Annotated in this window: 24 protein-coding genes; 4 read left to right on the plus strand and 20 right to left on the minus strand. The window is 66.7% G+C overall.

The window, feature by feature from the left end:
• Nucleotides 1–9: 9 nt before the first annotated feature.
• Genes R2733_05030 through R2733_05045 form a run of 4 tightly spaced genes read right to left on the minus strand, consistent with a single transcriptional unit; the run spans nucleotide 10 to nucleotide 3,400 of the window.
• On the minus strand, nucleotides 10–807 hold the full coding sequence (locus tag R2733_05030) for a citryl-CoA lyase (GenBank protein MEZ5375856.1): 798 nt from the start codon (nucleotides 805–807) through the stop codon (nucleotides 10–12).
• A complete protein-coding gene (locus R2733_05035; protein ID MEZ5375857.1) occupies nucleotides 804–1,997 on the minus strand; it encodes a CoA transferase in 1,194 nt (397 codons plus the stop codon). Before R2733_05035 ends, R2733_05030 begins: the two co-directional genes overlap by 4 nt.
• A gap of 13 nt (nucleotides 1,998–2,010) precedes the next feature.
• The gene (locus tag R2733_05040; protein MEZ5375858.1) at nucleotides 2,011–2,865 is read right to left on the minus strand and encodes an IclR family transcriptional regulator C-terminal domain-containing protein; all 855 of its coding nucleotides are present in this window, start codon (nucleotides 2,863–2,865) and stop codon (nucleotides 2,011–2,013) included.
• Nucleotides 2,866–2,869: 4 nt separating this feature from the next.
• Nucleotides 2,870–3,400, minus strand: a complete 531-nt coding sequence (locus tag R2733_05045) for a VOC family protein (protein ID MEZ5375859.1) — start codon at nucleotides 3,398–3,400, stop codon at nucleotides 2,870–2,872.
• 243 nt (nucleotides 3,401–3,643) lie between these two features.
• Here R2733_05045 and R2733_05050 point away from each other — a divergent pair, with 243 nt between their 5' ends.
• Nucleotides 3,644–4,195, plus strand: a complete 552-nt coding sequence (locus R2733_05050; protein ID MEZ5375860.1) for a YceI family protein — start codon at nucleotides 3,644–3,646, stop codon at nucleotides 4,193–4,195.
• 58 nt (nucleotides 4,196–4,253) lie between these two features.
• Here R2733_05050 and R2733_05055 read toward each other — a convergent pair whose 3' ends face one another.
• Nucleotides 4,254–5,444, minus strand: coding sequence for an amidohydrolase family protein (locus tag R2733_05055; GenBank protein MEZ5375861.1), 1,191 nt, complete (start codon nucleotides 5,442–5,444; stop codon nucleotides 4,254–4,256).
• A 255-nt stretch (nucleotides 5,445–5,699) separates the two neighbouring features.
• Between R2733_05055 and R2733_05060 the strand changes: the two genes are divergently transcribed.
• On the plus strand, nucleotides 5,700–6,377 hold the full coding sequence (locus R2733_05060) for a hypothetical protein (GenBank protein MEZ5375862.1): 678 nt from the start codon (nucleotides 5,700–5,702) through the stop codon (nucleotides 6,375–6,377).
• 180 nt (nucleotides 6,378–6,557) lie between these two features.
• On the opposite strand, the gene R2733_05065 is transcribed toward R2733_05060, so the two are convergent.
• The 3 genes from R2733_05065 to R2733_05075 form a co-directional block, all read right to left on the minus strand.
• Nucleotides 6,558–7,415 carry a fructosamine kinase family protein gene (locus R2733_05065; protein ID MEZ5375863.1) on the minus strand — a complete coding sequence of 286 codons (858 nt, stop codon included), beginning with the start codon at nucleotides 7,413–7,415 and terminating at the stop codon, nucleotides 6,558–6,560.
• 12 nt (nucleotides 7,416–7,427) lie between these two features.
• On the minus strand, nucleotides 7,428–9,023 hold the full coding sequence (locus R2733_05070) for an AMP-binding protein (protein MEZ5375864.1): 1,596 nt from the start codon (nucleotides 9,021–9,023) through the stop codon (nucleotides 7,428–7,430).
• A 68-nt stretch (nucleotides 9,024–9,091) separates the two neighbouring features.
• A complete protein-coding gene (locus R2733_05075; GenBank protein ID MEZ5375865.1) occupies nucleotides 9,092–9,667 on the minus strand; it encodes a carboxymuconolactone decarboxylase family protein in 576 nt (191 codons plus the stop codon).
• Between the two features lie 25 nt (nucleotides 9,668–9,692).
• On the opposite strand from R2733_05075, the gene R2733_05080 reads away from it, so the two are divergent.
• Entirely contained in the window at nucleotides 9,693–10,598 is a 906-nt protein-coding gene (locus R2733_05080; protein MEZ5375866.1) for a GNAT family N-acetyltransferase, read from the plus strand.
• Between the two features lie 45 nt (nucleotides 10,599–10,643).
• Here the strand turns inward: R2733_05080 and R2733_05085 are convergent, their stop codons facing one another.
• The 3 genes from R2733_05085 to R2733_05095 form a co-directional block, all read right to left on the minus strand.
• On the minus strand, nucleotides 10,644–12,428 hold the full coding sequence (locus R2733_05085) for an ABC transporter substrate-binding protein (protein ID MEZ5375867.1): 1,785 nt from the start codon (nucleotides 12,426–12,428) through the stop codon (nucleotides 10,644–10,646).
• Between the two features lie 119 nt (nucleotides 12,429–12,547).
• Entirely contained in the window at nucleotides 12,548–14,431 is a 1,884-nt protein-coding gene (locus tag R2733_05090; protein MEZ5375868.1) for a prolyl oligopeptidase family serine peptidase, read from the minus strand.
• 206 nt (nucleotides 14,432–14,637) lie between these two features.
• Nucleotides 14,638–14,979, minus strand: coding sequence for a hypothetical protein (locus R2733_05095; GenBank protein MEZ5375869.1), 342 nt, complete (start codon nucleotides 14,977–14,979; stop codon nucleotides 14,638–14,640).
• Nucleotides 14,980–15,099: 120 nt separating this feature from the next.
• On the opposite strand from R2733_05095, the gene R2733_05100 reads away from it, so the two are divergent.
• Complete coding sequence (locus R2733_05100) at nucleotides 15,100–16,428, plus strand: acyl-CoA dehydrogenase family protein (GenBank protein MEZ5375870.1); 1,329 nt, start codon at nucleotides 15,100–15,102, stop codon at nucleotides 16,426–16,428.
• 76 nt (nucleotides 16,429–16,504) lie between these two features.
• Here the strand turns inward: R2733_05100 and R2733_05105 are convergent, their stop codons facing one another.
• From R2733_05105 to R2733_05145, 9 genes are all read right to left on the minus strand, one after another.
• Nucleotides 16,505–17,509, minus strand: a complete 1,005-nt coding sequence (locus R2733_05105; protein ID MEZ5375871.1) for an ABC transporter ATP-binding protein — start codon at nucleotides 17,507–17,509, stop codon at nucleotides 16,505–16,507.
• Nucleotides 17,506–18,480, minus strand: coding sequence for an ABC transporter ATP-binding protein (locus R2733_05110; protein ID MEZ5375872.1), 975 nt, complete (start codon nucleotides 18,478–18,480; stop codon nucleotides 17,506–17,508). The genes R2733_05105 and R2733_05110 overlap by 4 nt, the downstream gene beginning before the upstream one ends.
• Nucleotides 18,477–19,343: an ABC transporter permease gene (locus tag R2733_05115; GenBank protein MEZ5375873.1), complete on the minus strand. Its 867-nt coding sequence runs from the start codon at nucleotides 19,341–19,343 to the stop codon at nucleotides 18,477–18,479. Before R2733_05115 ends, R2733_05110 begins: the two co-directional genes overlap by 4 nt.
• Nucleotides 19,340–20,308 (minus strand): ABC transporter permease, encoded by a 969-nt coding sequence (locus tag R2733_05120; protein MEZ5375874.1) that lies wholly within the window; start codon nucleotides 20,306–20,308, stop codon nucleotides 19,340–19,342. Before R2733_05120 ends, R2733_05115 begins: the two co-directional genes overlap by 4 nt.
• Before the next feature lie 114 nt (nucleotides 20,309–20,422).
• Entirely contained in the window at nucleotides 20,423–22,525 is a 2,103-nt protein-coding gene (locus tag R2733_05125; protein MEZ5375875.1) for an alpha-galactosidase, read from the minus strand.
• Complete coding sequence (locus R2733_05130; GenBank protein ID MEZ5375876.1) at nucleotides 22,522–23,391, minus strand: DUF4931 domain-containing protein; 870 nt, start codon at nucleotides 23,389–23,391, stop codon at nucleotides 22,522–22,524. Before R2733_05130 ends, R2733_05125 begins: the two co-directional genes overlap by 4 nt.
• Before the next feature lie 4 nt (nucleotides 23,392–23,395).
• Nucleotides 23,396–24,286, minus strand: coding sequence for a carbohydrate ABC transporter permease (locus tag R2733_05135; protein MEZ5375877.1), 891 nt, complete (start codon nucleotides 24,284–24,286; stop codon nucleotides 23,396–23,398).
• Nucleotides 24,283–25,275 (minus strand): sugar ABC transporter permease, encoded by a 993-nt coding sequence (locus R2733_05140; GenBank protein MEZ5375878.1) that lies wholly within the window; start codon nucleotides 25,273–25,275, stop codon nucleotides 24,283–24,285. Before R2733_05140 ends, R2733_05135 begins: the two co-directional genes overlap by 4 nt.
• Nucleotides 25,276–25,299: 24 nt before the next feature.
• The gene (locus tag R2733_05145) at nucleotides 25,300–26,655 is read right to left on the minus strand and encodes an ABC transporter substrate-binding protein (GenBank protein MEZ5375879.1); all 1,356 of its coding nucleotides are present in this window, start codon (nucleotides 26,653–26,655) and stop codon (nucleotides 25,300–25,302) included.
• Nucleotides 26,656–26,716 lie beyond the last annotated feature (61 nt).

Raw genomic sequence — 26,716 nt, forward strand, 5'->3', positions numbered from 1 at the left:
CGTCGGGGGTCAGGCGGAGCGGGGTGGCGGCGCGTAGTCGGTGTTGCGGTCGATGGTCATGTACATGTCGTTGGCCACGGGATCGACCATCTCCTCGGCGAGGTGGCCGAGCAGACCAGCACATCGAGCGAGGAGGGCGAAGCCGCGCATCACACCGAGCGGAAGGTCGATGTCGGCCAATACCGCTCCACACACGCCGGCACCGTTCAGCGGGAGGGTCTTCCCGAGCACGTCGGCGTGCACTCGCCCGATGGCGTCGAACAACTCGAGGTGCGGACCGAACTGGCCGTGTTCACGAGCGAGGCTCATCAGCACCGGCGTGCGCGGGTCTCCGTGTTTGTGCACGGGATGACCGAGACCGGGAACGAATCGTCCGGCGGCTCGGGTCGTCTCGACGATGGTGCGTGCAACGTCGTCCCAGCCGGCGTCGTCGGTCGGGCGTTGGTCGAGCTCGGCGAGCGCAGCGTCGAGGAAGAGTGCCGAGTCCTCGGTGACGCCGAGGAACCGGGACCCGCCCCCGAGCAGCCCGGCGGCGAGCGCTCCCTGGATCGAGTCGGGAGCGCTGAGGTAGGTGACCCTGGCGGCGATCGCCGTCGGCGTGAAGCCGTGGTCGGCCAGCGCAACGAGCACGGCTTCGAACATCGCCCGCTGCCCCGGTGTCGGGCGCCGCTTGGTGACGAGCCAATAGGCGAGTTCGCCGAACGTGATCTGGCCGAGCAGCTCCGATGCCAGGTCGTGACCGAGCAGGGTGATCGAGTCGAGATCGGAGGCACCGATGCCGGTGCGGTAGGTCATGGGTTCACTCATGCGCTGTGGCTTTCGTCTCGAGTGTCGGCCAGGTCGGATGGCGACGGCGCACCTGGGTCATCGAGCCAACGCAGCACTGCGTCGGTGTCCTGACCAAGTGCCGGAGGTGGGCGGTCGTAGCGTGGCGCCGTCGCGCTCATCGTGATCGGATTGCGGATGAGGCCGATGCCCTGCTCGCCCATCCGGACGATCGGGTCGAGTCCGAGTTGCTCGGCGAGACCGACGCCCTCGGCGATGGAGTTGATCGGGCCGCACGGCACCCCGGCCTGGTTGAGTTGCAGGAAGAGATCGTCGGCCGACCACTCCGACAACGCCTCGAGCAGGATGGGGTGCAGTTCGTCTCGGTGGTTCGTGCGGTCGGCGTTGAGTCGGAACCGGTCGTCGTCGGCGAGCTCGGGACGACCGATCACCTTGGCGAACGCCCGGAACTGACGGTCGTTGCCAACGGCGACAATGACGTCGCGATCGGCCGTCGGCATCGGCTGATACGGATAGACACTCGGATGGGCGTTGCCCATGCGGAAGGGCACCTCGCCCGCGGCGGCGAACGCTCCGGAGTGATTCACCAGGCCCGACAGCGCCGACGAGAGCAGGTTCACCTCGACGTGCTGGCCTTCGCCCGTTGCGTTGCGATGCTGCAGCGCCGCCAGCACGCCGATCGTGCCGTGCATCCCGGTCATCACGTCGAAGACCGAGATACCCGCTCGATACGGCGCGCCGTCGGGTTCGCCGGTCAGGCTCATGAGTCCGGACACGGCCTGCACCACGAGGTCGTAGCCGGGCAGGGCCGCTCCTCCGGCCGTCCCGAACCCGCTGATCGACAGATAGATCAGCGCGGGGTTGATGGCGTGGGCCGATTCGTAGTCGAGGCCGAACTTGGCCAGCCCCCCGACCTTGAAGTTCTCGATGACGATGTCGGCCCGACGGAACAGCTCGTGGACGACGGCGACGTCGTCCGGGTCGTTGTAGTCGAGCACGATCGAGTGCTTGTTCCGGTTGATCGACAGGTAGTAGGTGGCGACGCCGTCGAGCGCCGGTGGGGTCCAACTTCGGGTGTCGTCGCCGGCGGCGCTCTCGACCTTGATGACGGTGGCGCCCAGGTCGGCGAGCAGCATCGAGCAGTACGGGCCAGCGAGGACGCGAGAAAGGTCGGCGACAACGAGGCCGTCGAGGGGGCCGGTGGTGGTCATGAGGAACCGGGGGTCATGCTGAAGGGGCCTCCGCAATGGGGAGTCGGGACAGGTTGGACCACTCCGCCGAGACGTTTGCCGCCGTGTCGAGCAGGAGTGGGAGGTAGTCGTTGGTGAGGGTCTCGATCGACGTTTCCGCGGCATGCACCGTGACGTTCATGGCCGCGATGGCCCGACCGTCGGCGTCGCGCACCGGTGCCGCCACCGAACGCACACCGAGCGACAGGATCTCGTCGGACAGTGCCCACCCTCGGGAGCGGATCTCGGCCAGGGAAGCGTCGAGCGCACGCCGATCCAGCTCGACGCGTGGGCGCACGCCCGAGAGCGATGGCTCGGCCAGCAACTGATCGAGCTCGTCGGCTGATCGTTCCGCCAGCAGCACCCGACCCATCGAGGTGGCAGGCGCCGGGAACCGCGTGCCGATGGTGACGGCGAGGGCGATGATCTTCGGCACCGGCACCCGCGCCGTGTAGACGATGTCGCTGCCGTCGAGTTGAGCCATCGAGCTCGACTCGCCGGTCTGCCCGACCAGATCGACCATGTGGGGACGGGCGATGTCCCAGAGCCCCTGGGCGGCGATGACCGAGGTACCGAGCTCGAGCACCTTGGTGGTGAGCGAGTACTGGCCGTCGACCGACCGCACGTGTCCCAGCGCCTCCAGCGTCAGCAGGAGCCGACGAGCGGTAGGGCGAGCCAGACCGGTGGCGGTCGCAACATCACTGACGGTCATCGACAGCCGGGTCGGACCGAACGCCGTGATCACGTCGAGCCCCCGAGCGAGGGCCTCGACGAAGTCGCGACGGCCGACCGGCGAGACCACGGGGTTCGGTCGTCGACCAACTCCGACGACGGCGAGGTGCTCGCTCACGCCCTCAGCGATAGGTGTTGTTCGAGGTGTGGTCGCCGGCAAGCCAGCGCTGCAGGGTTTCGTGGGCGTCGGCCCGCCGCTCGGCGGCGATCGAATCGGCCTCGGCGGTGTCGGCCGTGAACTCGACCAACATGCCATTGGGATCCTCGGTGTAGAGCGAGCGGCAATAGCCGTGCTCGAGCACGTAGGTGCCCTCGGGCTTCCAGTTCGCTTCGGTCAGGCGGCGCTCGAGTTCCGCCTGGCCCTCGGCGTCGACCTTCAACGCGATGTGGCGGAAGGGCGAGGGGGCGAGCTCCGGGTCGAAGAGGTCCTGGTCCTCCTTGTTGGCGAACTGGAAGAACGCCAACGCGCTCCCGTCGCCGAGCCCGAAGAAGGTGTGGCAGTACACCCGCTCGGCCCCAAACAACTCGTCGGTCTCGGACCAGGTGGCCAGGAGCGGGAACCCGAGGATGTCTTCGTAGAAGGCGCGGGTGGCTTCCTGGTCTTTGGTGACGTAGGCCGTGTGGTGCAGGCGCTGAGCAATGGGCGTGGACATGGGTGGCTCCTGGGATCGAGACGGTGACGACCAGCGTGCGCAGAGCCTGGGAGCGGGCGAAGTGACCGTCGGGCTTGCGCTGTGTACGCAGATCGGACACTATGCCGCACAGCGGACACTCGTCAAGAACTGAATGACACTGAATCGGTCCGGCTCTAGTGTTGGCGCTCGCCGACCCTCGCCGGACCCGTCCGCCGCTTGCTCGTCACTTCACACCACTGGCCATACCAACAGGAGTTCCTCATGTCCCTCCCACTCGCCGCCGGTTCCTGGAGCATCGATCCCGTGCACTCGGTGGTCCAGTTCTCGGTTCGTCATCTCGGCATCTCGAGCCTGCGAGGTCGATTCGGCGACGTCTCGGCCACGCTCGAGGTCGGCGACGACCTCGGCTCGAGTCAGCTGTCCGCCGCCATCGGCATGGGGTCGATCGATACCGGGAACGCCGACCGCGACGGTCACGTCCGTAGCTCCGACTTCTTCAACGCCGACGTGAATCCGCAGATGACCTTCTCGTCGACCGCGATCGAGGACGCCGGCGACGGCACCTACCGAGTGTCCGGCGACCTCTCACTCAACGGCGTGAGCCAGAGCGAGACGCTCACGGTCAACTTCTTCGGCACCGAGGACAACCCGCTCGACGGGAGCGTTCGTGCCGGCTTCGAAGCCACCGGCGAGATCGACCGCACCGCCTACGGCATCGACTGGAACGTCCCGCTCGCGTCGGGCGGGATCATGCTCGGCAAGAAGGTGGGCATCACGATCGACGCCCAACTCGTCGGGCCCGCAGCGGACTGAGACTGGCGCCTGAGACCAAGGCCCGGCCGAGCGTCGTTCGCTCGGCCGGGCCGAGTGCTCAGTCAAGACCGAAGAGGGTCGTTGCGTTGCCGCCGATGAACTTGGCCTGATCCTCGGCCGGGAACATCGCCACCAACGTGTTGAGGTCGTGCACGTACTCGGGTGTGTGATCGGCATGCGGGAAGTCCGATGCCCACAGGAACCGCTCGACGCCGAACCGTTCGGCCAGCGCCGGGATGGTGCGCTCGTCGGGGTCGCAGCTGATCCAGATGCGGTCGCGGAAGTAGTCGCTCGGCTTGTGTTCGAGTGGCACCCGGTTACCGATGAAGGTGTGGCCGTACACGGCGTCGATGCGGTCGAGCCAGTAGCCGATCCAGCCGCCACCTGACTCGAGCACCAACACCTTCAGCTTCGGGAACAGATCGAAGACTCCGTAGTCGAAGAGGGTCGTGAACTGCTGGCGGACGCCGTCGGACGCCATCACCGACGCCAGCAGTCGGAGTTCCTTCACGTTCTCCCAACTTCCCATGCGCTCACCCTTGGTCCACTGCGGCTCGAAGGTGGGGTGGATGGCGAAGGGGACGCCGAGGTCTTGGGCGGCGGCGAACACGACGTGGTGGTCGGGATGCCCGAGCGGCTTGGCGTCGTGGGTGAAGGGGCACACGTAGGCACCCTTCGCTCCGTCGTTGACCGCCCGCTCGAGTTCCTTGGCCGCGGCCGCCGGGTCGCTGAGCGAGAGGTGGGCGGTCGGCACCAGGCGCGGCTCGCCGGCGCAGAACTCGGTGATCCAGCGGTTGTACGCCTTGGTGTAGGCCTGGGCCAGGGCCGGGTCCTTCACCTCTGCTTCCCACAGCAAACCGACCGTGGTGTAGAGGATGGCGGTGTCGATGTTCTCGGCGTCGAGCACCTCGATGCGTTCGCCGGCATGCATCGTGCCGTAGGGCGCCTCACGGAGATAGGTGCGCTCGGGATCCTTCTGCAGCGCACCGAGATCGGGATAGCCCATGGCGCCGAGCGTCGAGGGGAAGCCGCGGCGAGACATCGTGGAGCGGCGACCGTCGATCTCGAGTTCTTCGAGTCCGTTCTCGTCGAGCACGATGCGCAACGCCCGGTCTCGGAACTCCGGATCGATGTAGTCCTCCCACAGCGTGGGCGGTTCGAGAATGTGGCCGTCGGCGTCGGCGGCGCCATCGACGGCGACGCGATGGGTCTCGTGGATCGGCTTGGAAGCAGCGACGAAGGTGGTCATGTGCCATCTTTGCCGCCGCTGCCGCGGCAACGCCAACTGCGCCAGTGCCAACTGCGCCAGTGAGAACCGCGCCGACGCCAACTGTGGCGACGCCATCTGCGGCGACGAACGGTGACGCCACCCAGTACCGCCAACTCTCGGCCCACGAGCCCACGCCCGACCAACTCTCGGCTTACCAGCCCGGATCTGGGCCGGAGGGCCGAGAGTTCGTTCTCGGTGGGTTCGACAGCCGAGAGATCGTGGCAGGCTGCGGGGGTGCACCCCGCCGCCGACGACGCTGACCACGTGGAGATCGAGGACGACGGCACGACGTGGCGATTCGATCGCTCGTTCCTCGAGTCGAACTGGACCTGCCTTTGGGGCGACGGCTGCCAGGGGATCCTCGATCGACCGGCCGCCGAACTGCAGCAGGGTTGCTGCAGCCTCGATGCCGAACTCGACCCCGACGAGGCCCGAATGCTCTCGGCACTTGCTCCGATGCTCGACAGGTCACGCTGTCAGTTCCATGCCGAGCTGAGCGAGCACGGGCCGTTCACCGACTTCTCGGGTGACGAGACCGGCTGGCACACCCGAGTCGTCGACGGCGCCTGCATCTTCCTCAACCGACCGGGGTTCGCAGGTGGCGCCGGTTGTGCGCTCCACCTCGAAGCCGTCGCACAGGGCGAGTCACCGATCGACTGGAAGCCGGGTGTGTGTTGGCAACTCCCGATCCACATCGACTGGGAGGCCACCGGCGACGACACCGAGACCGCCACGGTCCGGGCTTGGCGACGAGCCGATTGGGGCAGCCACGGCGAGACCATGGCCTGGTGTTGTACCGAATCGCCCGATGCGTTCCGAGGCAGCGAGCGGGTGATCGACAGCCTCGCCGACGAACTCGAGGCGATGGTCGGCACGGAGGTCTTCGTCGAACTCCGTCGCCGCCTCACCTGAACTGTCCACACTCGAGCCCAACCGTGCCAACTGTCCACGCTGAAGCCCCGAACTGAGCTCCAGTGTGGACAGTTCGGACGGATGGGCTTCAGGCTCGACAGTTCGGCCATTGATAGGGCCCGGGCGGCGGGTCGGGGCGGCGGGTCGACGCAGCGGACCGGTGAGGCGGGCTCTGAACGGTCAGAGTTGGGCGAGCGCTCGATCGACCGCTGCGGCGTAACCGCCACCGAACTTGATGGCATGGACGACGAGCGGCGGGAGCTGGTTGAGCGCGATCCGGTCTCGCCAGCCGTCGGCCAGCGGGAAGACCTCGTGGTAGGCAGCGAACGCGGCGTCGCCGAAGCCACCGAAGAGCAGCATCATCGCCAGATCGAACTCTCGATGGCCACCGAAGCACGCCGGATCGATCAGCCAGCTGCGACCCGAACGATCGACGATTCGGTTCCCTGCCCAGAGGTCGCCGTGCAGCAGACTGGGTGGCTCCGCCGGCGGGGCCACCTCATCCATCCGCTCGCAGAGTCCGAGGATGCGGGCGATCGCCGCATCGCCCAGTGCCGCCCGATCCGCAGCGATGCGGGCCAGCGGACGCAGCCGACGCTCGGACAGGAACGAGGCCCACGAATCACAGGGCCCGTTCGGCAGGCCGAGACTTCCCGTTGTTCGACCATCGGGCCGACCGAAACACTCGAAGCCGCTGGAGTGCAGCGCGGCCAGCGCTCGACCGAACGAAGCCTCGTCCGATGGCGCCGAGCGCGCTTCGTCGACCCACTCGAGCACGAGCAGCGGAGGCTCGTCGCTGGCATGCAGGAGCGCTGGCACGGCCGCAGCTCCCGTCGCAGCGAGCCACTCGAGCCCCGCCGCCTCGGTGGTGAAGAAGTGAGGAGGAGGGTTGCCATGCGTCTTGGCGAAGACCGTGCGACCGTCGGCCAGCTCGACGCAATGTGCCGAGGCGAAGTCGCCACCGCTCAGTGTTTCACTCGCGACCACGTCGACGCCGAGCGCGGCCGCAACCCGTTCGCGGAGGACGTCAGGCAACACCGCCTTCGACGATCAGCTCTGGGTGATCTCAGGAAGACGAGACCGCAGCTCGGCTTTTGCCACCTTGTTCAGCATCGAGCGCGGGAGCTCGTCGACGATGTGGACATCTCGCACCACCTTGAAGTCGGCGAGGTTCGCCCGGCAGTGCTCGATGATCGTGTCGGCCATGGTCGAGGTGTCGGCCCCGGGGAGCGGGATCACGAACACCACCGGGATCTCGTCGAGCATGAAGTGCTTCTGGGCAACGACCGCGCACTCGTCGACCAGGCCGGTCATCATGATCACGCTCTCGATCTCGGACGCGGCCACGTTCTCGGCCCCGACCTTCAGCATGTCCTTGCTGCGGTCGCTGAAGTAGAGCCAGCCGTCGTCGTCGATGCGGATCACATCGCCGGTGTTGAACCAACCGTTCTCGTCGAAGGCGTCGGCGTTGGCTTGCGGGTTGCCGTAGTACTCCTTGAACAGAGACACGCCTCGCACGCCACGCACGTGGAGGACACCCTTGCCACCCGGTCCCACGATCGAGCCGTCGTCGTCACGGATCTGCAGCTCATATTCGGGGGCGACCCGACCGATCGTGCCCGACGGTCCGGGCTGGTCATAGTCGGTGACGATACCGTGGGTCAGGGTCTCGGTCATCCCCCACCATCCCATCACCTGGACGCCAAAGTGCTCGGCGATCGACGGGAGATGCGCCGCCGTTCCCCACATGCGGTAGTGGTGGTCGGGCACGGGCTGGTTGGCGATGGCCTTGAAGGCGAACGGGATGGTCGACAGCCATGTGGCCTTGTTGGCGATCGACACGTCCCAGAAGCGCGACGCCGAGAACTTCGGCTGCACCACGAGGGTCCCGCCCGACCAGTGGGTCGCGAGCATCGAGTAGCCCTGGGCGTTGGTGTGGAACAGTGGCATGAACGCGATCGTGGTGTCGTCGTTGCGTAGCCGCATGTGGATGGCCGACACCTTGCCGGCCCACAGCCCGTTGGCGTGGGTCCACAGCACCGCCTTCGGGCGAGAGGTCGTGCCCGAGGTGAACTGCACGCTGAGGTTGCGCATGGGATCGGCGGGCAGCTCGGGCGGCTGGCCGTTGCTCAGCAGATCGGCGAATGGCACGGCATCGAACGTCAACGCATCGATCGGCGCAGCGGGCGGTTCGCCGGCATCGTTGTCGGTGACGGCCACGAACCGCAGCTCGGGGCACGAGTCGAACATCAGCTGTGCATAGGTCGGCTGCGTGATCGCGCATACCGCCGACACGTGGTCGGAGAAGTAGCTGAGGTCTCGGGCCACCGAGTGGGTGTTCGTCGAGACGGCGACCGCGCCAAGTTCGGCGCACCCGTACCAAGCGATCAAGAACTCGAGCGAGTTGTCGAGGTGGATGATCACGAAGTCGCCGGACCGCACACCCCGCTCGTGCAGCCCCGCAGCAAGTGAGCGAGCCTGCGCTTGCAGCTCGGCGTAGGTGAGCACCGCACGGTCGCCCGTGAACGGCTCCCAGACGACCGCCACCTTGTCGGGCGACCGCCGCACCCACTGGGAGAGCATCCACGGGATGTCCATCCCATCCATCGATTGGATTCGTGAGGCGTCGATCTGGTCGCTGAGCACGGTGCACCTGTCATGGGTCGAGGACGGACGGCACCGCCGAAGCTAATCCGCAGGGTCGGGATGAGCCATTACGCGTCGGGCCAGCGACGCTCCACGCCGTTCGGCAGGGGAACAGCGAAGGCGTTGAGGGTCAGCGAGATGAGGCAGTAGTAGCCGCATAGTGACACCAACTCGACCATCTGCTGCTGACCCAGGAGGTCGGCAGCGGCCTGGTAGATCTCGGGGTCGAGCCGACCGTCGCGCACCAACTGGTACGCCAGTTCGTAGACGATCCGCTCGTCGTCGCGATCGAACGTGGGTGTCTCCCCTGCCCCGATCGCGTCGACCGTCGCTGCCGTCACGCCCGCGTCCAACGCCATCGTCGAATGGGCGTACCACTCGAACTCGGACTTCCAGCGGGCCCCGACGGTGATGATCGCCAGCTCGATGAGGCGACGATCCAGGTCCATCTCGAAGCGGAGGGAAGCACCGAGGCGCGACAGGTTCTTGCCGATCGTGGGCGCGTGCAGCCACGCGTTGAACGGGCCATGGAGGCCGCCCTCGTCGTTCACGAGGCTGTCGCCCCGCGGGCCCAGGATGGCGTCCCACAGTGCAGCACCCTGCTCGTCGAGTTGGTCCTTGGTGAGTGAGGTCAGTCGAGTCATGGCCGCGACACTAGATTGCGGCCGCATGGGACGAGCCAACGGTGCACGACGCGAGCCGACGATCCGACGAGGCCACGCCGACGATGTCATCGAGTGCACCCGCGTGTGGCGGGCGACGGTCGACCGCTCGCTACCAGCACCAGCGGCCGGCTACCAGCTGTACCAGCATGAGCTCGACACCGGCACCCTGCTCGTCGCCGAGGTCGACGGTGTGCTCGCCGGCTTTGCCGGATCGATCACTCGCGGCGAGCGATGGTTTCTGGGCGACCTCTTCGTACACCCCGAGCACCACGGCCTCGGACTGGGGCGACAACTGCTCGACCAACTGGTTGCCGTCGATGCACCCGGGAAGCTTCGAGCGACGATGGCTTCGGATGACCCGCGAGCTCTGACGCTCTACACGCAGCTGGGCATGACGCCGAGGTGGCCGTGCTTCTCGTTGATCGGACGCTCCGACATCGACATGCCGACCGTCGCCGATCCCGCAGGCGCCACGGTGGATCGGGCGGAGCGGTGCTCGGCCATCGACCTGGCCGAGCAGGCGCAGCCTTGCGCGTACGACCTCTCCCCGATCGACCTCGACTACTGGGAACGAACGGCCGCAGCCGAGTTCGTGCTTGTCGCCGATGCCGGTGGCGCTGTCGTCCGCTGGTCGACGCCGTTTGCGATCGCACATCCCGACGCCATCAGTGTCGGCCCGTTGTTCGCCCGGTCACCCGAGGTACTTCCGGGCGTCGTCGCTGCTGTCCTCGCCTTCATCCGCAGCGAGGATCCGGACCATCCGACGAAGCTGTACGTTCCCGGCACGAGCGCCGCGCTTCGACCATTGCTCGACGCCGGGCACCGGATCGAGGAGTTCGACCTGTTCTCGTCGTCGTCTCCCTCGATCCTCGACCCGACGCGAGTGCTCCCGAGTCACGACCTGCTGTAGCCGACCTCGGGCGGGGGCCGATATCGGGATGCTGTCGTTGTCGGCTCAGATGCGCTCGTCGGCCGAGCCTCGACGGCTGAGCGCAAAGGCGCCGCCACCCAGGACCACGATGGCGGCGACGACGCCACCGATCAGCAGGCCGGTGTTCGACCCGCCGTCGCTCCCTCCGCCAACTGGGGTCAGACGGGTGTAGCTGGGCGACGAATTGGAGAAGAACACCGCACCGATCTCTGCGGGCTGGCGCACCCAGCCCTCGAACCGATCGGTCCGGTAGGCCTGGAGGTCGGCGCCCTCGAACAGCACGACATAGGCAGCTTCCTCGTAGAAGTCGAGGACCATCTGGTGGACGATGTCTCGGCGCTTGCCCCGATCGAGCTCCACGTGCTGCTGGTCGTAGAGGGCGTCGTACTCCGGTGTGCACCAGTTGGCGTCGTTGTAGCCGTAGTCGTCGGCCGCATAGCTCACCTGGGCACAGGTGAAGTACGACAGCATGGGATCCGGGTCGACATAGGGCGTCCATCCCCACGAGAACAGGTCGAACTCGCCGGCCGAGACCACGTCGGTGAGCTGGGAGTCATCGAAGACTTCGACCGTGGTGGCGATGCCGATGTCTTCCAACCAGCCGGTGATGAATTCGGTCAGCTGAGGCTCGGAAGTGGACTCCGAACGCTGGACATAGCGCAGGTTCAACGGTTGGCCGCCGCCGGGCATCTCTCGGACACCGTCGCCATCGGTGTCGACGTAGCCGGCGTCTTCGAGCATCGAGTTGGCGAGCGCCGGGTCGAAGGCGAACTCGAGGTCGGCCGGGAGAGCTGGCTTCCAGAACGGGTCGACCGATGGGACCAGCACGGTGCCCTTCTCGCCCAGCCCGAGCAGCACTCGATCGAACAAGGTGTCGCGGTCGATGGCGTGGGCAATCGCCTGGCGGACGGTCTTGTCGAGCAGTGCCGGGTGACCGTCACCGATGCCGCCGGCACCGGCGTTCATGCCGAGCTCGGAGAATCCGCCCTGCGACCCCTTGATCGCCACGATGTCGGGGTCGGCGTCGAGTCGCTCGAAGCTGGCGGAGGGAACGTTGTGGGCAGCGTCGAGCTCGCCCTGTTGCAGGGCCGCAGCCATGGCGTCGCCGTTGCTGAAGACGCGGTACACGATGCGATCGATGGGCGGCTTCTTGCCCTCCCAGCCGTAGAAGCTGGGGTTCACCTTCATGATCCAGCTCTCGTTCGGGCTCCACGACTCCATCACATACGGACCGGAACCCACCCCGTCGAGTCCGTCGTAGGCCTCGATGTCGTCGGCGGCGATCGGCTCGTAGATGTGCTTCGGCACGATGTAGACGTCGAGGATCGGCAGGCGTGGATCAGGCTCGGAACTCACCACCTCGACCGTGCGGTCGTCGACTGCGGTGGCGTCGAGGTTGCCGGTTGCCGAGGAGTGGTTGATCCACTCCTCATCGCGTGACCGATTGATCGTGTAGGCCACGTCGTCGGCCGTCAGCGGTTCACCGTCGGACCAGACCAGCCCCTCACGGAGGTGATAGGTGACGGTCTGGCCGTCGTCGGAGACGTCCCACGACTCGGCCAGACCCGGAGCGATCGTGAGATCGTCCGCCGTCTTGTCGGTCAGCGCCGCGTACTGAAGGTTCCACACCTCGTAGGACGACACGAGATAGCCGGCGGTGACGTTCGGACTGTCGAGGTCCTGGGTGACGCCGATGGTCAGGGTGACGAGATCTTCCTGCGCCCCCGAGACCGTCGGTACGGCGAGCACTGTCCCCGCCAACGCCACACACAGCACGGCCGTCAAAATGGCCACGAACCGACGACGCATGTCGACCATCCAGATTTTGCAGGAGCAGGCGGGGTGCCTGCGAGTGGCGAGCATTCTGCACCCTGGCGCAGGATGCAGCAACCCGCCGCTGCGCTCGTCACGCAACGGTGACCTGATCCTTACTGGAGGTACCAGTCGAGGAACCGCTCGAGCCGACGGTAGAAGTCGAGGAACGGCTCCCGGCGGAGGAACCCATGGCCCTCGGTCGGATAGGTCACGTAGTCGTAGGTGGCGCCGATTCGACGAAGCGCCTCGACGAGTTCTTCGGACTGGGCCGGATGGACACGGGCGTCCTGCTCGCCGTGGGCAACAAGGATCGGCGCCGAGATCGCATCGATCCGATGGATCGGCGAACCCGTCCGGTAGCCCCCGGGATTGTCCGACGGATGTCGCATCATGCGCTCGAGGTCGAGTCGTCCGACCCGGTCGCCCTGGGCCCAGCTCGTCAGGATGTCGCAGTCGCCGTACTTCGCCACCGCGCACGCGAACTGGTCGCCGTCGACCACCGACAGCAACGCCATGTAGGACCCGTAGCTGGCGCCGAAGATCCCGATCCGACGAGCGTCGACCCAGTCCTGCTCCGCCAGCCAGGTGTGTGCGGCAAGGCAGTCGGCAGTGTCGGCGGCGCCCCACACACCGTGGTTCGCTCGCTCGTGATCACGGCCGTAGCTCGTGCTGCCCTTGAAGTTCGGGGCGAGCCAGGCGTATCCCTTGTCGACGAAGTACTGGGCAATGCCATCCCACTCGTCGCCGTAGTGCGACGTCGGGCCACCGTGTGGGTGGACGATCGCGGCACAGGGGGCCTCGGGTGTCGCTGTGCTCGGCCGGTACAGAAATGCCGGCACGTCGCCTCCCGGCGAGGAATACCAGACATGCTCAGGTCGAACGTGGGGTGCCGAACGAACCGGCACCGGGGTGGGGCGCACTCGGTCGACGATCGTAGGTGCTGCCCCGGCTGCTCCCGACCACGACACCTCGACCAGCCGAGGCGCAACGTCGGCCGCCTCGTGGACGGCGAGCAGACGGCCGCTCCCGATCCACGTCGGCGCCGACCACACGCCGCCGGCGGCGATCAGCTGCACCGCTCCGCTGACCGGGTCGATCGCCACGAGATCAGACACACCGTGACGGGTGCGGATGGCGGCGAGACCGTGCTCGCTCCATGCGAACTCGCCGAGATCGGCCTCTGCGTCAGTGAGTCGGCGACGATCACCGGTCGTCACGTCCCAGAGGTACGCCTCGTACCAGCCCGACGATTCCGACCGGAAGATCACGGTGCTGCCGTCAGGTGACCAGGATGGGTTGCTGTCGTGCATCGCCGGCTCGCCGTCGAGTTCGTCGACGACGCCGAGCGCAGTCGGATCGAGCGAGATCGTGACGATGCGGGAGGCGTTCAGATCGGTTCGCGGCGAATGCACCGCCGTGGCTTGTGAGCCATCGGGCGACACCGCCACCTCGCCGAGGTCGCCGTCGAGTTCGGCCAGCGGGGTGATCCAGCCCGAGTCGATGGCCACCACACCGAGGACGGTGCGGCCGTGTGGCTGGGTCGGGCTGGGTCGATCGATCTCGACGATCAGCCGAGCATCGTCGATCCACACCGGACTGCCGGCGTCGCACAGCTTGCGGGCGGGGCCTCCGTTGGTGAGCCAGATCGCGTCGCCATTGGTGTAGGCGACGGTCGATCCGTCGGGGCTGAAGCGCGGACCGGTGTCCTCCCAGAACGCGGCGATCGTACGATCGGTCGTCCACCGGTCGGGTACCACCTCGCCGGTGGTGCCACCGGGCCCGACCTTGAACGTCCAGATGTCGGAGCTGTCACGGTCGAGCACGAACGCCACGCGGCCAGCGCGAACATCGAGTTGACGTGGCCGCTCGACGGCCACAATCGCTTCGAGTCGCCAATGCGGCGGCGGAACCATGTCGGGAAGCGGGGGGACGGGAATTCCCCCGTGCTCGACGACGCCGGTGACGCCAGTCCCGGGAGTAGGGGTGGCCGCTGACATGCGCACGCTCCGAACGGACATGGCCGCCGATCACGGCCAACGATCGGCGAACCGTAGCCACTCACCGCATTCTGTGCGTCATTCTCACCGCCCCCACCCCTTCTGTGCGTCAGAGTTCCCGGCTGCGGGAAGTTTGACGCACAGAACGGGGATGGCGGTGTGTTTGACGCACAGAACGGGTGAGTCCGGGGCGGTGCGCGTTGGCGCTACTCGAGGGTGCAGGTGTCGCCGCTGCAGTCGTAGCCCTTGGTGGCCTGGCGGAGGTAGCGGAAACCGATGCCGACCCCGACGGCGTAGATCGCGCCGAGCACGAGACCGGTCCCGAGCGTGTTCCGACTGACGAGAGCACCGAACGCCGAGCTCCCGAAGATCGACGCCAGCACCGCCATCGACAGCGGAAGATGGCACGGGCAGAAAACGAACGACCAGATGAGCCACCTCCGCCCCTTGCGCTCGAGCGCCTTGGCGTCGACTGGCGGCGCAACACCCTCGCCGAGCTGGCTCGTGGCCGCGTCGGTCGTCGACTCCAACAGCGTCTCGGTACTCATGCAACTCCATCGGCCAAATGTCCGGACAACTTGAGCCGACATCCAGTCGACCCGGCCCCGTTTCGAACCCCACGAGCTGCTCCCGGTAGTGTCGGACCGCCGCCGGACCAAAGGACGCACGTGACCACGACCGAAGCGAACCCGACCATCAACCCTGTCGAGGCCGTGCGGGCCTTCCTCGAGGAGCAATGGGATCCCGACCTCACGGTCGCCGAGTGGTGGCAGCGGCTCGGGCTGGCCGGTTGGTCGGCGCCGTCGTTGCCGACCAACGCCTACGGCCACGGTCTGTCTCGGTCCGATGCGCTCGCCGTCGCTCGTGCCATCGCCGACTTCGGCGCCGTCGGCGGTCCGAGCGGACTGGGCCTGATGCTGGCGGCGCCCACGATCGCCAGCCACGGCACCCAGGAACAGATCGACACCCTGGTGCGCGACATCGTCACCGGGCAGCGCGCCTGGTGCCAGCTGTTCAGCGAGCCCGGTGCCGGCTCCGACCTCGCCGGCCTGTCCACCCGGGCCGTTCGAGACGGCGACGAGTGGATCGTCAATGGTCAGAAGGTGTGGACCTCGCTCGGCCAGTCGGCCGACATGGGCATGCTCATCGCTCGCACGAACCCCGAGGCACCAAAGCACCAGGGCATCACCTGGTTTGCGATCGACATGCACCAGAAGGGTGTCGAGATCCGGCCGCTCTACGAGATGACCGGCCACGCGATGTTCAACGAAGTGTTCCTGACCGACGCTGTGGTCCGGGACCAGGACACCATCGGCGGGCTCAACAACGGCTGGGCCGTTGCCAACACCACCCTGATGAACGAGCGGGCTGGCCTCAGCGCCGGCGGCGGTGGCGGCGCGGTCACCGCAACGCCGGGCACGGTCGCAGGACAGCTCGAACGACGTGTCGGCGATCTGGTCCAGGCTCGGGCGGAGCGCCGGGCTCGATCGGCCGCCACCGCAACCGAGAAGAAGGACGACAAGCCGAAGGACGCGTTGCTCGTCCAGTTCGCTCGGAGCTTCGGCAAGCTCGATGATCCGACGATCCGGCAAGACCTCATGCGGCTGCACACCCTCAACGCCGTCGCCGGCTACAACACCCAGCGGGTCAAGGCCGCCCGCAGCAAGGGTCAGGACATCCCGGGCATGGCCAACATCGGCAAGCTCCAGATGAGCGATGTGGTCCGGCTGAGCCGAGACCTCGGTCTCCGCATCCTGGGAGCGTCCGGGATGCTGCACGCCTACACCCCCGAGCAGAAGCAGGCGCTCGACGCCGCCACCGGCAACCCGTTCCTCGCCATGGTCACGCACTCGGCGCTCTATGCGCAGGCGCCGCCGATCTACGGCGGCACCGACCAGATCCAGAAGAACATCATCGGCGAACGAGTCCTCGGCCTGCCGAAGGAACCCAACGACGACAAGACCAAGCCGTTCTCGGAGCTCCCGAAGAACGCCTGACGCCGACCGAGGCCGCGGTCTCGTCGCTACCTGAGAGCCAGCACGACAACCGAAGCCGAATCCGAGAGCCGGAGCGTCAGAACTGTCGCTCGGGGTCTCGAGTTCGGTGGGTGAGGTGGCAGGCGACGGCTCGGGGGCCGGTCCACTCGAGGGACGGATCGACGTGCAGGCAGCGATCGAGGATGCCGAGCCGCTCCGCTTCCCCCGAGGCCACGACCGGGCACCGTGGATGGAATCGACAGCCATCGGGGATCCGGGCAGCGTCGGGCGTCTCGCCTTCGAGGATCTGCTGCTCCATCCGCCGTGACTCGGGCACGACCGACAGCAACGCCTCGGTGTAGGGGTGCTTGGGCTCCGCCAGCAGATCCTCGGTCGGGCCCTCCTCGACGATGCGGCCCAGATACATCACGGCGATCCGGTCGGCAATGTTCCAGGCCAAACCGAGATCATGCGTGACGACGATCATCGACAACCCGTGTTCATCGACGAGCGACCGCATCAGTGCCAGGACCTCACCCCGGATCGACGCGTCGAGGCTCGCCACCGGCTCGTCGGCTAGCAGCAGCTCGGGGGCGAGCACGATCGCACCGGCGATCAACACCCGTTGGCGTTGCCCACCCGAGATCTCGTGCGGGTACCGGTCGAGGAACCGTTCGGCCGGACGCAGACCGGCCCGCTCCAGGGCTGCGGCCGCCTGCGCTCGATGGTCACCCGCGACGCGGTGGATCACCAGCCCCTCGGCCACGGCCTGCACCACCCGATGACGGGGGTTCAGTGCCCCCGTCGGGTCCTGGAAGATCATCTGCACCCGGCGGCGCAACGCTCGCAGCGATCGTGGCGTCACCGCCTCGCCGGCAAATCTGATCGTTCCGCCAGTCGGCGTCTCGAGTCCGACGATCGACCGGATCAGCGTGGTCTTGCCACAACCCGACTCGCCCACCAGGGCAATGATCTCGCGGCGCCCGACTCGCAGGTCGACGCCATCGACGGCACGGATCGATCCGTGCCGGGCCGGGAAGCTGACGGTGACACCGTCGAGTACGAGGAGGTCATCCGGCTGCCCGTCCCGTTCCGCGCTCATTGTTTCCTCGCCAGCACGCAGGCGACCGAGCGATCTCCGGCGGTCGGCTCGAGTGCGACGGGACGCTCGGCACACACCGGTATCGCCTCGGGACAGCGCGGCGCGAACGCACATCCCGGGGGCAGATCCAATGGATCGGGCGGGTCACCACCGAGACCGCTCGGCGCCATACGCGAGGCCGGGTCGCCGATCGTCGGGAACGCCGAGGCAAGCGCCCTGGTATAGGGGTGCTCCGGAGCGTCGAGCATGAGGGCCGCCGGCCCCTCCTCGACGATCTGCCCGGCGTACATCACCGCCAACCGCTCGCAGGTCGCTCGCAACACCGACAGGTCGTGGGTGATGAAGATCACCGCCATCCCCCGCTCCTCCTGGAGCCGCTGCAGCAGATCGAGGATCTGGGCCTGCACCATGACGTCGAGCGCGGTGGTCGGCTCGTCGGCGATCAGGAGGCGCGGATCACAGGCAAGGGCCAGCGCGATCAGGACGCGTTGGCGCTGCCCGCCAGAGAGCTGGTGCGGATAGTTGCGCACACGGGACGGCGGAAGGCCCACCTGTTCGAACAACTCCCCCACCCGTCGGCGGATCTCGGCAGCCGAGAGGTCGGTATGCAACTCGATCGCTTCGCCGATCTGGTCACCCACCCGTTGCACCGGGTTCAGCGAGTGCAACGCGCCCTGGAAGACCACCGCTGCTTCAGCCCAACGGACGGCGCGCAGGCGGCCGGGGATCATGGTGGCGATGTCTTCCCCGTCGAGCAGGACCTGTCCGGTGACCTTCGCCGACTCGGGCAGGAGCCGCAGGATGGCGTTGGCGACCGTGGACTTCCCGCAGCCGGATTCGCCGGCCAACCCCAACGTCTCTCCTGCGGCGAGCGAAAGGTTCACGCCCCGAACGGCCGGCGCCATGACGGGCCGATCGATCGAGCCGGACCGATACGCCACGCCGAGATCGCGCAGTTCGAGCAGACTCATCGCGACTCCAGCCGCGGATCGAGGATCTCCTCCAACGCCCGCCCGCACATCGTGAAGGCGAGGACCACGGCAACGATGCCGAGCCCTGCCGGCAGGTAGTACCACCAGGCGTCGCGGCCGATGGCACCGGCACCGAACGCCTGCTCGAGGGTGCGGCCCCACGACGGCTGGCTGGGGTCGCCGAGGCCCAGGAACGACAGGGTGGTCTCGGTGAGGATGGCGATCGGCACCGCCAGCGTGGTGTTCGCCAGGATCAGCGGGGCGACGTTCGGGAGGATGTGGTGGCGGATCAGATGCCCTTGCGACGCGCCGAGCGAGCGAGCCCGGTCGACGAACAGTCGCTCCCTGATGGTCAGCACCTGTGCCCGGACGAGCCGAGCCGTGCCGGGCCAGGACGTGACACCGATGACGAGGATGATGTTCCACAGCGACCGCCCGATGACGGCGGCCAACACGATGGCGAGCGGCAGGAACGGGATCACGAGGAACCAGTCGGTCAACCGCATCAACAACGAGTCGACGAGGCGCCCGTAGAACCCGGCGACGATCCCGACGAACGCACCGATGGCCGTCGTCAGCACGGTTGCCGCCAACCCGACGAAGAGGCTGACCCGACTTCCCCAGAGGAACTGCACGGCGACGCTGCGGCCAAGATCGTCCGTTCCGAAGAGAAACGCGCCGCTGGGCGGCGCCCAGGTCGGGTTGTCGACGGCATCGACCGCTGCGAGCGCCGAGCGATCCGAGATCAACGGCACGGCCAGTGCGACCACGACGAACCCGACCAGCACGATCAAACCGATCAAGGCACCCCGGTCGGCCCGGAACAAGCGCCAGTACCGGCCGAACGAGCTCGACCCCCTCACTGTGTCCTCACCCGCGGGTCGAGGAAGCCGTACAGCAGATCGGCGATCAGGTTGGCGACGATCACGCTGAGCGAGAACAACAGGAACAGCCCTTGCAGCATCGGGAAGTCCGGGCCTCGCACGGCGTTGAAGGTCTCCTGTCCGAGCCCCGGCCAGGAGAAGACCGACTCGACGGCGATCGCCCCCGAGAGCACGAAGCCGAAGTTGAGCGCGGCGAGACTCACGACCGGAAGGAGGGCGTTCGGCACGGCGTGACGGCGACGGACCAGGATGTCTCGCAGCCCCTTCGCCCGCGCCACCTGGAGATAGTCCTCACGAACGGTGTCGAGCACCGACGCTCGCATCACGATGGCGTACTCGCCCACGTACGCAAGCATCAGGGTGAGCGCAGGCAACACCATGTGCGTGGCCTGATCGCCGAACGCTGCCAGCCCGGTGGCCTGGCTTCCGGGATCCTGGAAGCCACCGGTCGGGAAGAGATCGAGCTTCACGGCGAGCAGCGACAGCAGGAGCATGCCGAGCCAGAAGTCGGGCACCGAGTAGGTGAACATCGACAGCGCCGTGGACACCCGGTCGAACCGGCTGTTGCGTCGCCAACCGGCCCGAATCCCGATCCAAGTGCCGACCAGCGCCGAAGCAACCGACGCCGTGCCGACCAACCAGACGGTCGGCCACAACGCGTCGGCGATCTCGGCACTGACCGGACGACTCGATTTGATGGAGACGCCGAGATCGAACTGGGCCGTCTGTACCACGTACTTGCCGAACTGCACGGTGATCGGGTCGTTGACGCCGAAGCGTTCCTCGAGCGACTCGATCTGGCTGGGCGAGAGGTTGCGTCCCCGATAGAGCGAGTCGACGGGGTTGTCCTCGACGACACGGAAAAGGAAGAAGTTGAAGACGAGGACGAAGACCAGTGTGAGCAGCGCCCCGAGCACCTTGCGACCCACGAACGAGAGGTTCACGTTCGCACCTCACCCCGCATCACGATGGCGTCTTCCTTCGGTCCGAGCCCGTCACCGCAGCGGACGAGATGGCGAATGATGCACCCGGCTCGGGTCGAGTGCAAGCAATCGGTGTCAGTGACCGTCGACGCGGACGAGCTCCAACAGCACCACCTGCTCGGAATGGACGACCGGCAACTGCACACCGGTCTGCATCAGTTGTGCCCCGGTGACATCGATCGGCCCCGGGAACCAGTCGGGCGACCGCCGGCTCATCTCGCTGGGCGTGCCGAGATCGTCGAGACACGCCACCCGGTAGGTGGCCGCTGGGTCGAGCCCACATAGACGAAGCGGTGCCGTGATGGCGGCCTGGGTCGGCTGCATCTGGACGTACGCAGCGACGGCGTGCGAGCGGTCGGTGCTCACGACGCCATGAGCGAGCACACTCGGGTCGGGGTGGTCGAAACGATGCGTCCGGCCACCGTGGAGGAGCGGCCGAAGGCGCTTGTGCAGCGCCACCGCTGCGGCGACCTGCGCCCGCTGCTCGTCGTCGGCGTTGAGCAGATTCCACTCGATGCCGAGATGACCGAAGATCGCCGTGAGCGCACGGAATGCCAGATCCTGGCGCCGGTGGGTCGTATGAGCACGCTCGGGTCCGATGTGCGCTCCCATGACTTCGGGAGGGAACAGCATCGAGAAGCCTCGCTGGATCAGCTGCCGCTCGATGGCATCGTTGCAGTCGGACGTCCACACGCGATCGGTCCGGCGCAAGATCCCGAGATCGGCACGGCCGCCGCCCGACGCACAGCTCTCGATCTCGACCTCGGGGAAGGCAGCACGCAAGCGATCGACGAGCTCGTAGACGCCCCGGATGTGATCGTGGGTACCCGCTCGCCCCTCGGCATTCGATCCCTGCACGACATCACGATTCATGTCCCACTTGAGGTAGGCGATGTCGTTGTCGCTCAACAGCGCGTGCAGCGCGTCGTAGAGGTACGTGCGCACCTCGTCGCGGCCGAGATCGAGCACCAGTTGGTGGCGTCCGAGAAGTGGCTCGTAGCCGTCGGTTGCGAGCACCCACTCGGGGTGGGCCCGGTACAGGTCCGAGTCGGGGTTGACCATCTCGGGCTCGACCCAGAGCCCGAACTCCATGCCGAGCGAACGCACGTGGTCGATGATCGGGCGCAAGCCTTCGGGCCAGACGTCGGGACTCACCCACCAATCGCCGAGGCCGGCGTGGTCGCTGCGGCGCCCGCCGAACCAGCCGTCGTCGAGAACGAATCGTTCGACACCGACCTCGGCTGCCACGTCGGCCAGGGCGACGAGGGTGTCGAGGTCGTGATCGAAGTAGACCGCCTCCCAGGTGTTCATCAACACGGGCCGCACACCGCTGGAAGGCAGTCGGCGACGGACCTCGGCGTGGAATCCCTGGCTGGCTGGCGACAGGCCTGCCTCCGACCACGCCACCACCACGTCGGGCGCCTGGTAGCCCTCGCCCGTCGCCAGCACCACCTCGCCGGGGTCGAGCAGCTCGCCGGCCTGGAGGTGGCGGCGGCCGTCGGGGAGCTCTTGCGCCGCAAGCTCGTAGTTGCCGCTCCACGCCAGCTGCACGCCCCACACCTCGCCGAGATGTTCGCCGAACGAGCGGGCGCCCGCGAACATCGCGGGCACGGTGAACTGCGACGATCGACCGGAGCGGTTCTCGATGACCGTCGTGCCGGCGAACGCGCTGCGCCGCGGTTGGAACTCGCGGCACCAACGACCCTCAAGACTCAACAGCTCCTCGGCATGGGCGGGGAACGGCACCGACGGGGCGAGACGCTGCAGGAGGTAGTCGCCAGCACCGAGATTGGTCAGCGTGGCAGAGATGGTCAGCACCTCACCGACCTCGAGCCGGAGCGAGAGACCGAGTTCGGCAACGGCGTCGACGAGTTCGAAGGTGACAGCCATCGCCGAGACCTCGGCCGATCGACGCACGAAGCGGGGCGACCACGCCGTGCCATCGGTTCGGGATCCGACAAGGCCGGGACGGCCGGGATGGCCGGTGGCCCGTTCGGCGATGATGCCGAGCGGTACGACGGTGTCGAGCCCGGAATGGGGTACCGGAAGGTGACCGACCCGAGGCTCGAAGCCGGGGATCGACCCGCCGATGGACGCGATCTCGGGCATGGCACCGCGGTCGAGCACGACCACCGACAGTGCGTCGCTCGACAGATGGATGGATTCGACGTCGCTCATGAGGCTCCGATGAGATTGCGCAGCTGGGCGGCTGCCGTTTCGGGTTCGACGGTATTGAAGAACTCGCCGGAACCGAGCTCACCGGCCGCCACGAACCGCATCACACCCTTGGTGCGCCACGGCGACACGATCTCGATGTGAAGACGAGCGAGCGGCCAGTCACCGCCGTCGCTCGGGCGCTGGTGGATCCAGAGCATGTACGGGGTGCGGGCATCGAAGAGCTGGTCGAGCCGAGCGAGTACATCAACGAGGAGTTGGGCCAGGTCGTTCCTCTGTCGATCGTCGAGCGACGGGAGATCACCAACGGCCTCGTTGCTGGCAATTCGCAGCGCGTACGGGAAGCTCGGGGCGAACGGCACCCACGCACTCCAGCCTCCGACGCTCGAGACGAGTCGGTCGCTTCCCTCGTCGAGTCGACCGTCGACGAGCTCGCGGGCCAGCCGTTCGGGCACATGGTCGAACGCGTAGATCTGGCCGTGGGGATGGGCGATCGTGGCGCCGACCTCCGGTCCGCGGTTCTCGAAGATCAGGACGTAGTCGACGTCGTCACGGCCCCCGAGCTCGGCGGTGCGCTCGGCCCAGAGATCGATGACCTTGCGGGCACCGTCGCGTCCGAGCTCCCAGAAGGTCGCGTCGTGCTCGGGGCTGTAGAGCACGACCTCGGCGAGGCCGTCGGGCAGCGCCGGCCACCGGTTCTTGAACCACCGCACGTCGTAGGGTTCGGGGGCCTCGAGACCACCGACACAGAACGGACAGCCGCTCTCGGGCAGGTTCGGTCGTTGCTGGCGCTTGCGCACGATGTAGACCGTGTCGCCGGTGAGCGGGTCGACTCGAAGGTCGCTGTGGTCGGCGGCCGAGGCGGGCAACGGCTCAGCCTTTGCTGGCGCCGAGGGTCAGTCCGGCAATGAAGTGCTTCTGCAGAGCGAAGTAGACCGCCAGTGTCGGGATCGCGACATAGACCGAGGCGGCGGCGATGAGGTTGTCGTCGGTGAAGAACTCGCCGCCGAGGTTGGCGAGCGACGATGTGATCGGCCGATCGGCGCCCTGTTGCTCGAGCACGACTGCCCAGAAGAAGTCGTTGTAGATCCACGTGAACTCGAGCGTGGCCAAGGCGGCCAGTGCCGGACGGGTCAGCGGCATGATGATCTTGGAGTACTGCACCCACACGCTCGCACCGTCGACCACGGCCGCCTCGTTCAGTTCCTTCGGGAGCAGCTTCATGTAGTTGCTGAGCACGAACGTGCAGAAGCCCGATTGGAACGCCACGTGGATGAGGATGAGGCCCCACACCGAGCCGTTGAGTTTCCCCGAGTTCGACAGCGCGTCAGGCAGCGGGATCCGGTTGTACATCTGGAACAACGGCTGGATGATGATCTGCTGGGGCAGCAGGTTGCCCGCGGTGAACAGCACGAGCAGCGAGATGTTGAACTTCCACGAGAAGCGGGACGCAGCGAACGCCACCATGCTCGAGAAGAAGAGCGTGAGTACCAAGGCCGGCACGAGAATCAGCGCGGTATTCCAGTAGCGACCCGGGATGTCGCCCTGGTCCCACGCATTGCGATAGTTGTCGAGCGTCAACGAATTGGGAATCGAGAAGTAGCCGTCCTGCACGGTCTCGGCGAACGGCCGGAACGATGAGAAGACTGCACCGATGAGCGGCACCAGCCACAGGACGGCGAAGAAGATCAGAAACGCGTGCAGCAGCACCCGCTGTGGCGTGAGCTTTCTGCCCTTGGCTCCGACGACGTTGGCGGCGGTCATAGCTCACTCTCCCGATAGTGATTGGTCACGTACCAGATCACGAAGCCGATGCAGAGCAGGAACAGCAACACGGCATACGCCGAACCACGACCGACGTTGCCGCCCCCCTCGCCCAACAAGTTGTTCGTGGTGAGGATCGACAGCACCTGTGTGCGTCGTGGGGTGTTGAGCACATAGATGATGTCGAAGGCACGCAGCGCCTCGATGACCGTGATGACCGCGACCACCACATTGATCGGCTTCAGGGTGGGGAACAGTACGTGGCGGAACGCCTGCCACTCGTTGCAGCCGTCGATGGCGGCGGACTCGCGTAGCGACTGGTCGACGCTCTTCATGCCGGCGAGGTACAGCACCATGATGTAGCCGGAGTGACGCCAGGCGATGGCGACGAGGATGGCGACGAAGTTCTTCGAGATGCCGTAATTCTCGCTGAAGCCGATGAGGAACTCCTGGTTGCCCAGCCAGTTGACGTTTCCACCGCTGCCGAACAGCGACGTGGCCAGCCCGTTCTCGGTGCTGTACACGACGCTCTGCCAGATGAAGCCGACAACGGCGAGTGAGAGCACGACGGGCGTGTAGAACATGCTCTGGTAGATGCGCGACCCCCGCAGGTTCTTGTCGAGTAGGTAGGCGAGCACCATACCGAAGAGCGTGGGCCCGACGAAGAGGAAGATCAGTAGCGTCAGATTGTTGATGACGGCCTGGAAGAAGTCCTTCTCGAAGACCGTGAAGATCTGCTCGTAGTTCAACAATCCGACGAAGTTGATGTCGGAGAACCGGATGCCCTTCCAGTCGGTGAACGACAGCACGATCGATGCGATCGTTGGCACCCACACGAGCGCGACGTGGAAGAACGTCGGGACCGCAACCATCAGCATGAAGACGGTGCGGTCCCGACCGGAGAGACGCATGGCCCCGCGCGATTTGCGCCGAGATCGCGACGTGGTCACGCCCGACTCGGGTTGCTGCGTTGGCGCAGTGGCGGTCATGAGCCGCTCCTTCCTCCGACGACGTCAGCCGCCGAGAATGACGGCAGCCTGCTCTTGCATATCAGCCAGGATCGAATCGATCTTGGTCGGATCGGCGAGGAAGTCGGCGAGCCGAGGCCCGGCCACGTTCGACGCGAACTCCGGGCTGGTGTCACGGTCGAGGAACTGGGTCACGTACTTCGCCTCGGACACCGTCCTCGCTGCCTTCGCCTGCAGTTCGTTGTAGGCACCGGTGTTGGCCTTCGACGACGGCGCCACCGCGGAGGGGTCCTCCTTCAAGTACGCATCCTGGGCTGCCGCGGTTCCGAAGAAGCCGATGAGCTCGAGCGCTGCGGCCTGATTCTTCGGCGACTTGGCCATCATCCAACCGTCGATGGGTGCCTCGACGACATCGATCCCGTGCTCGGCGTTGATCTCGGGGAACGGGAAGAAGTCGACGTCGGACAACTCTTCGGGCGGGAACTGCTGACCGACGAAGTTGCCGATGATCATCATTCCGGCTTCGCCGCTCACGAGGGCCGCAGCTGCCTCTTCCCAGGTGCGTCCGTTGGGGTCGGGCATGGTCATCGGCAGCAGATCGGTCCAGGTCGCGAAGACCTCCTTCACCCGGTCGTCCTCCCACGATTCCTTGCCGGCCATCAGGTCGACGTGGAACTGGTAACCATTGATGCGGAAGTTCAGCTGATCGAACGTGCCCATGGCCGGCCAGAAGCCGTCGTTGCCGAGGGCGAACGGCGTGATCCCCGCCGTCTCCATTTCGCCGGCCAGCGTCTTCAGCTCGTCGAAGGTGGTGGGCGGGGTCCAACCGTTGTCGGCGAACACGCTCTTGCGGTAGTGGACACCCCAGGCGTAGTAGTTCCACGGCACGAAGTACTGCTTGCCGTCGTCACCGGTGGAGGCCGTCTTGAAGCCTTCGCCGAGTTCGGCGTCGAGGGCGGGCCAGACACTGGAGACGTCACCGAGGAGGTCCTGCGCGGCGAAGTACCGCATGCGGTACCCGGCGAACCATGGGATGACGTCGTCGGGATTCTGGAGGTAGGTGGAGATGTTCTCCTGGAAGGTGTTGTGATCGACCTCGTTGATCTTGACCGTGATGTCGGCATTCGGCAGGGCATCGACCGCGGCCTGGAGTCCGGCCTGCGGGACTTCGTTGGAGTAGTTCGACCCGAGTGTCACCTCGCCCGATGCGGCCTCGGCGGTGCCGCCGCCATCGCTCCCACCGGCAGTGTCAGTGGCGGAATCGCTGCCGCAGGCCGCGAGGACGCCAGGCAGCACGGCGGCACCGGCGAGGAGTGCACTGCTCTTGAGCACCGATCGCCGACCGAGTGCGAAGCCAACGGCTGCAGGGCTCGGCGACTTCGGCATGTGTTGTTCGTCCATTTCAGATGTCCTTCTCTCCCTGGGCCGGTCCCTTGACCGACACCCGTGACTTCCCAGCTCG

The sequence above is a fragment of the Acidimicrobiales bacterium genome (assembly GCA_041394265.1).
In the GTDB taxonomy this organism is placed as follows: Bacteria; Actinomycetota; Acidimicrobiia; order Acidimicrobiales; family SZUA-35; genus JBBQUN01.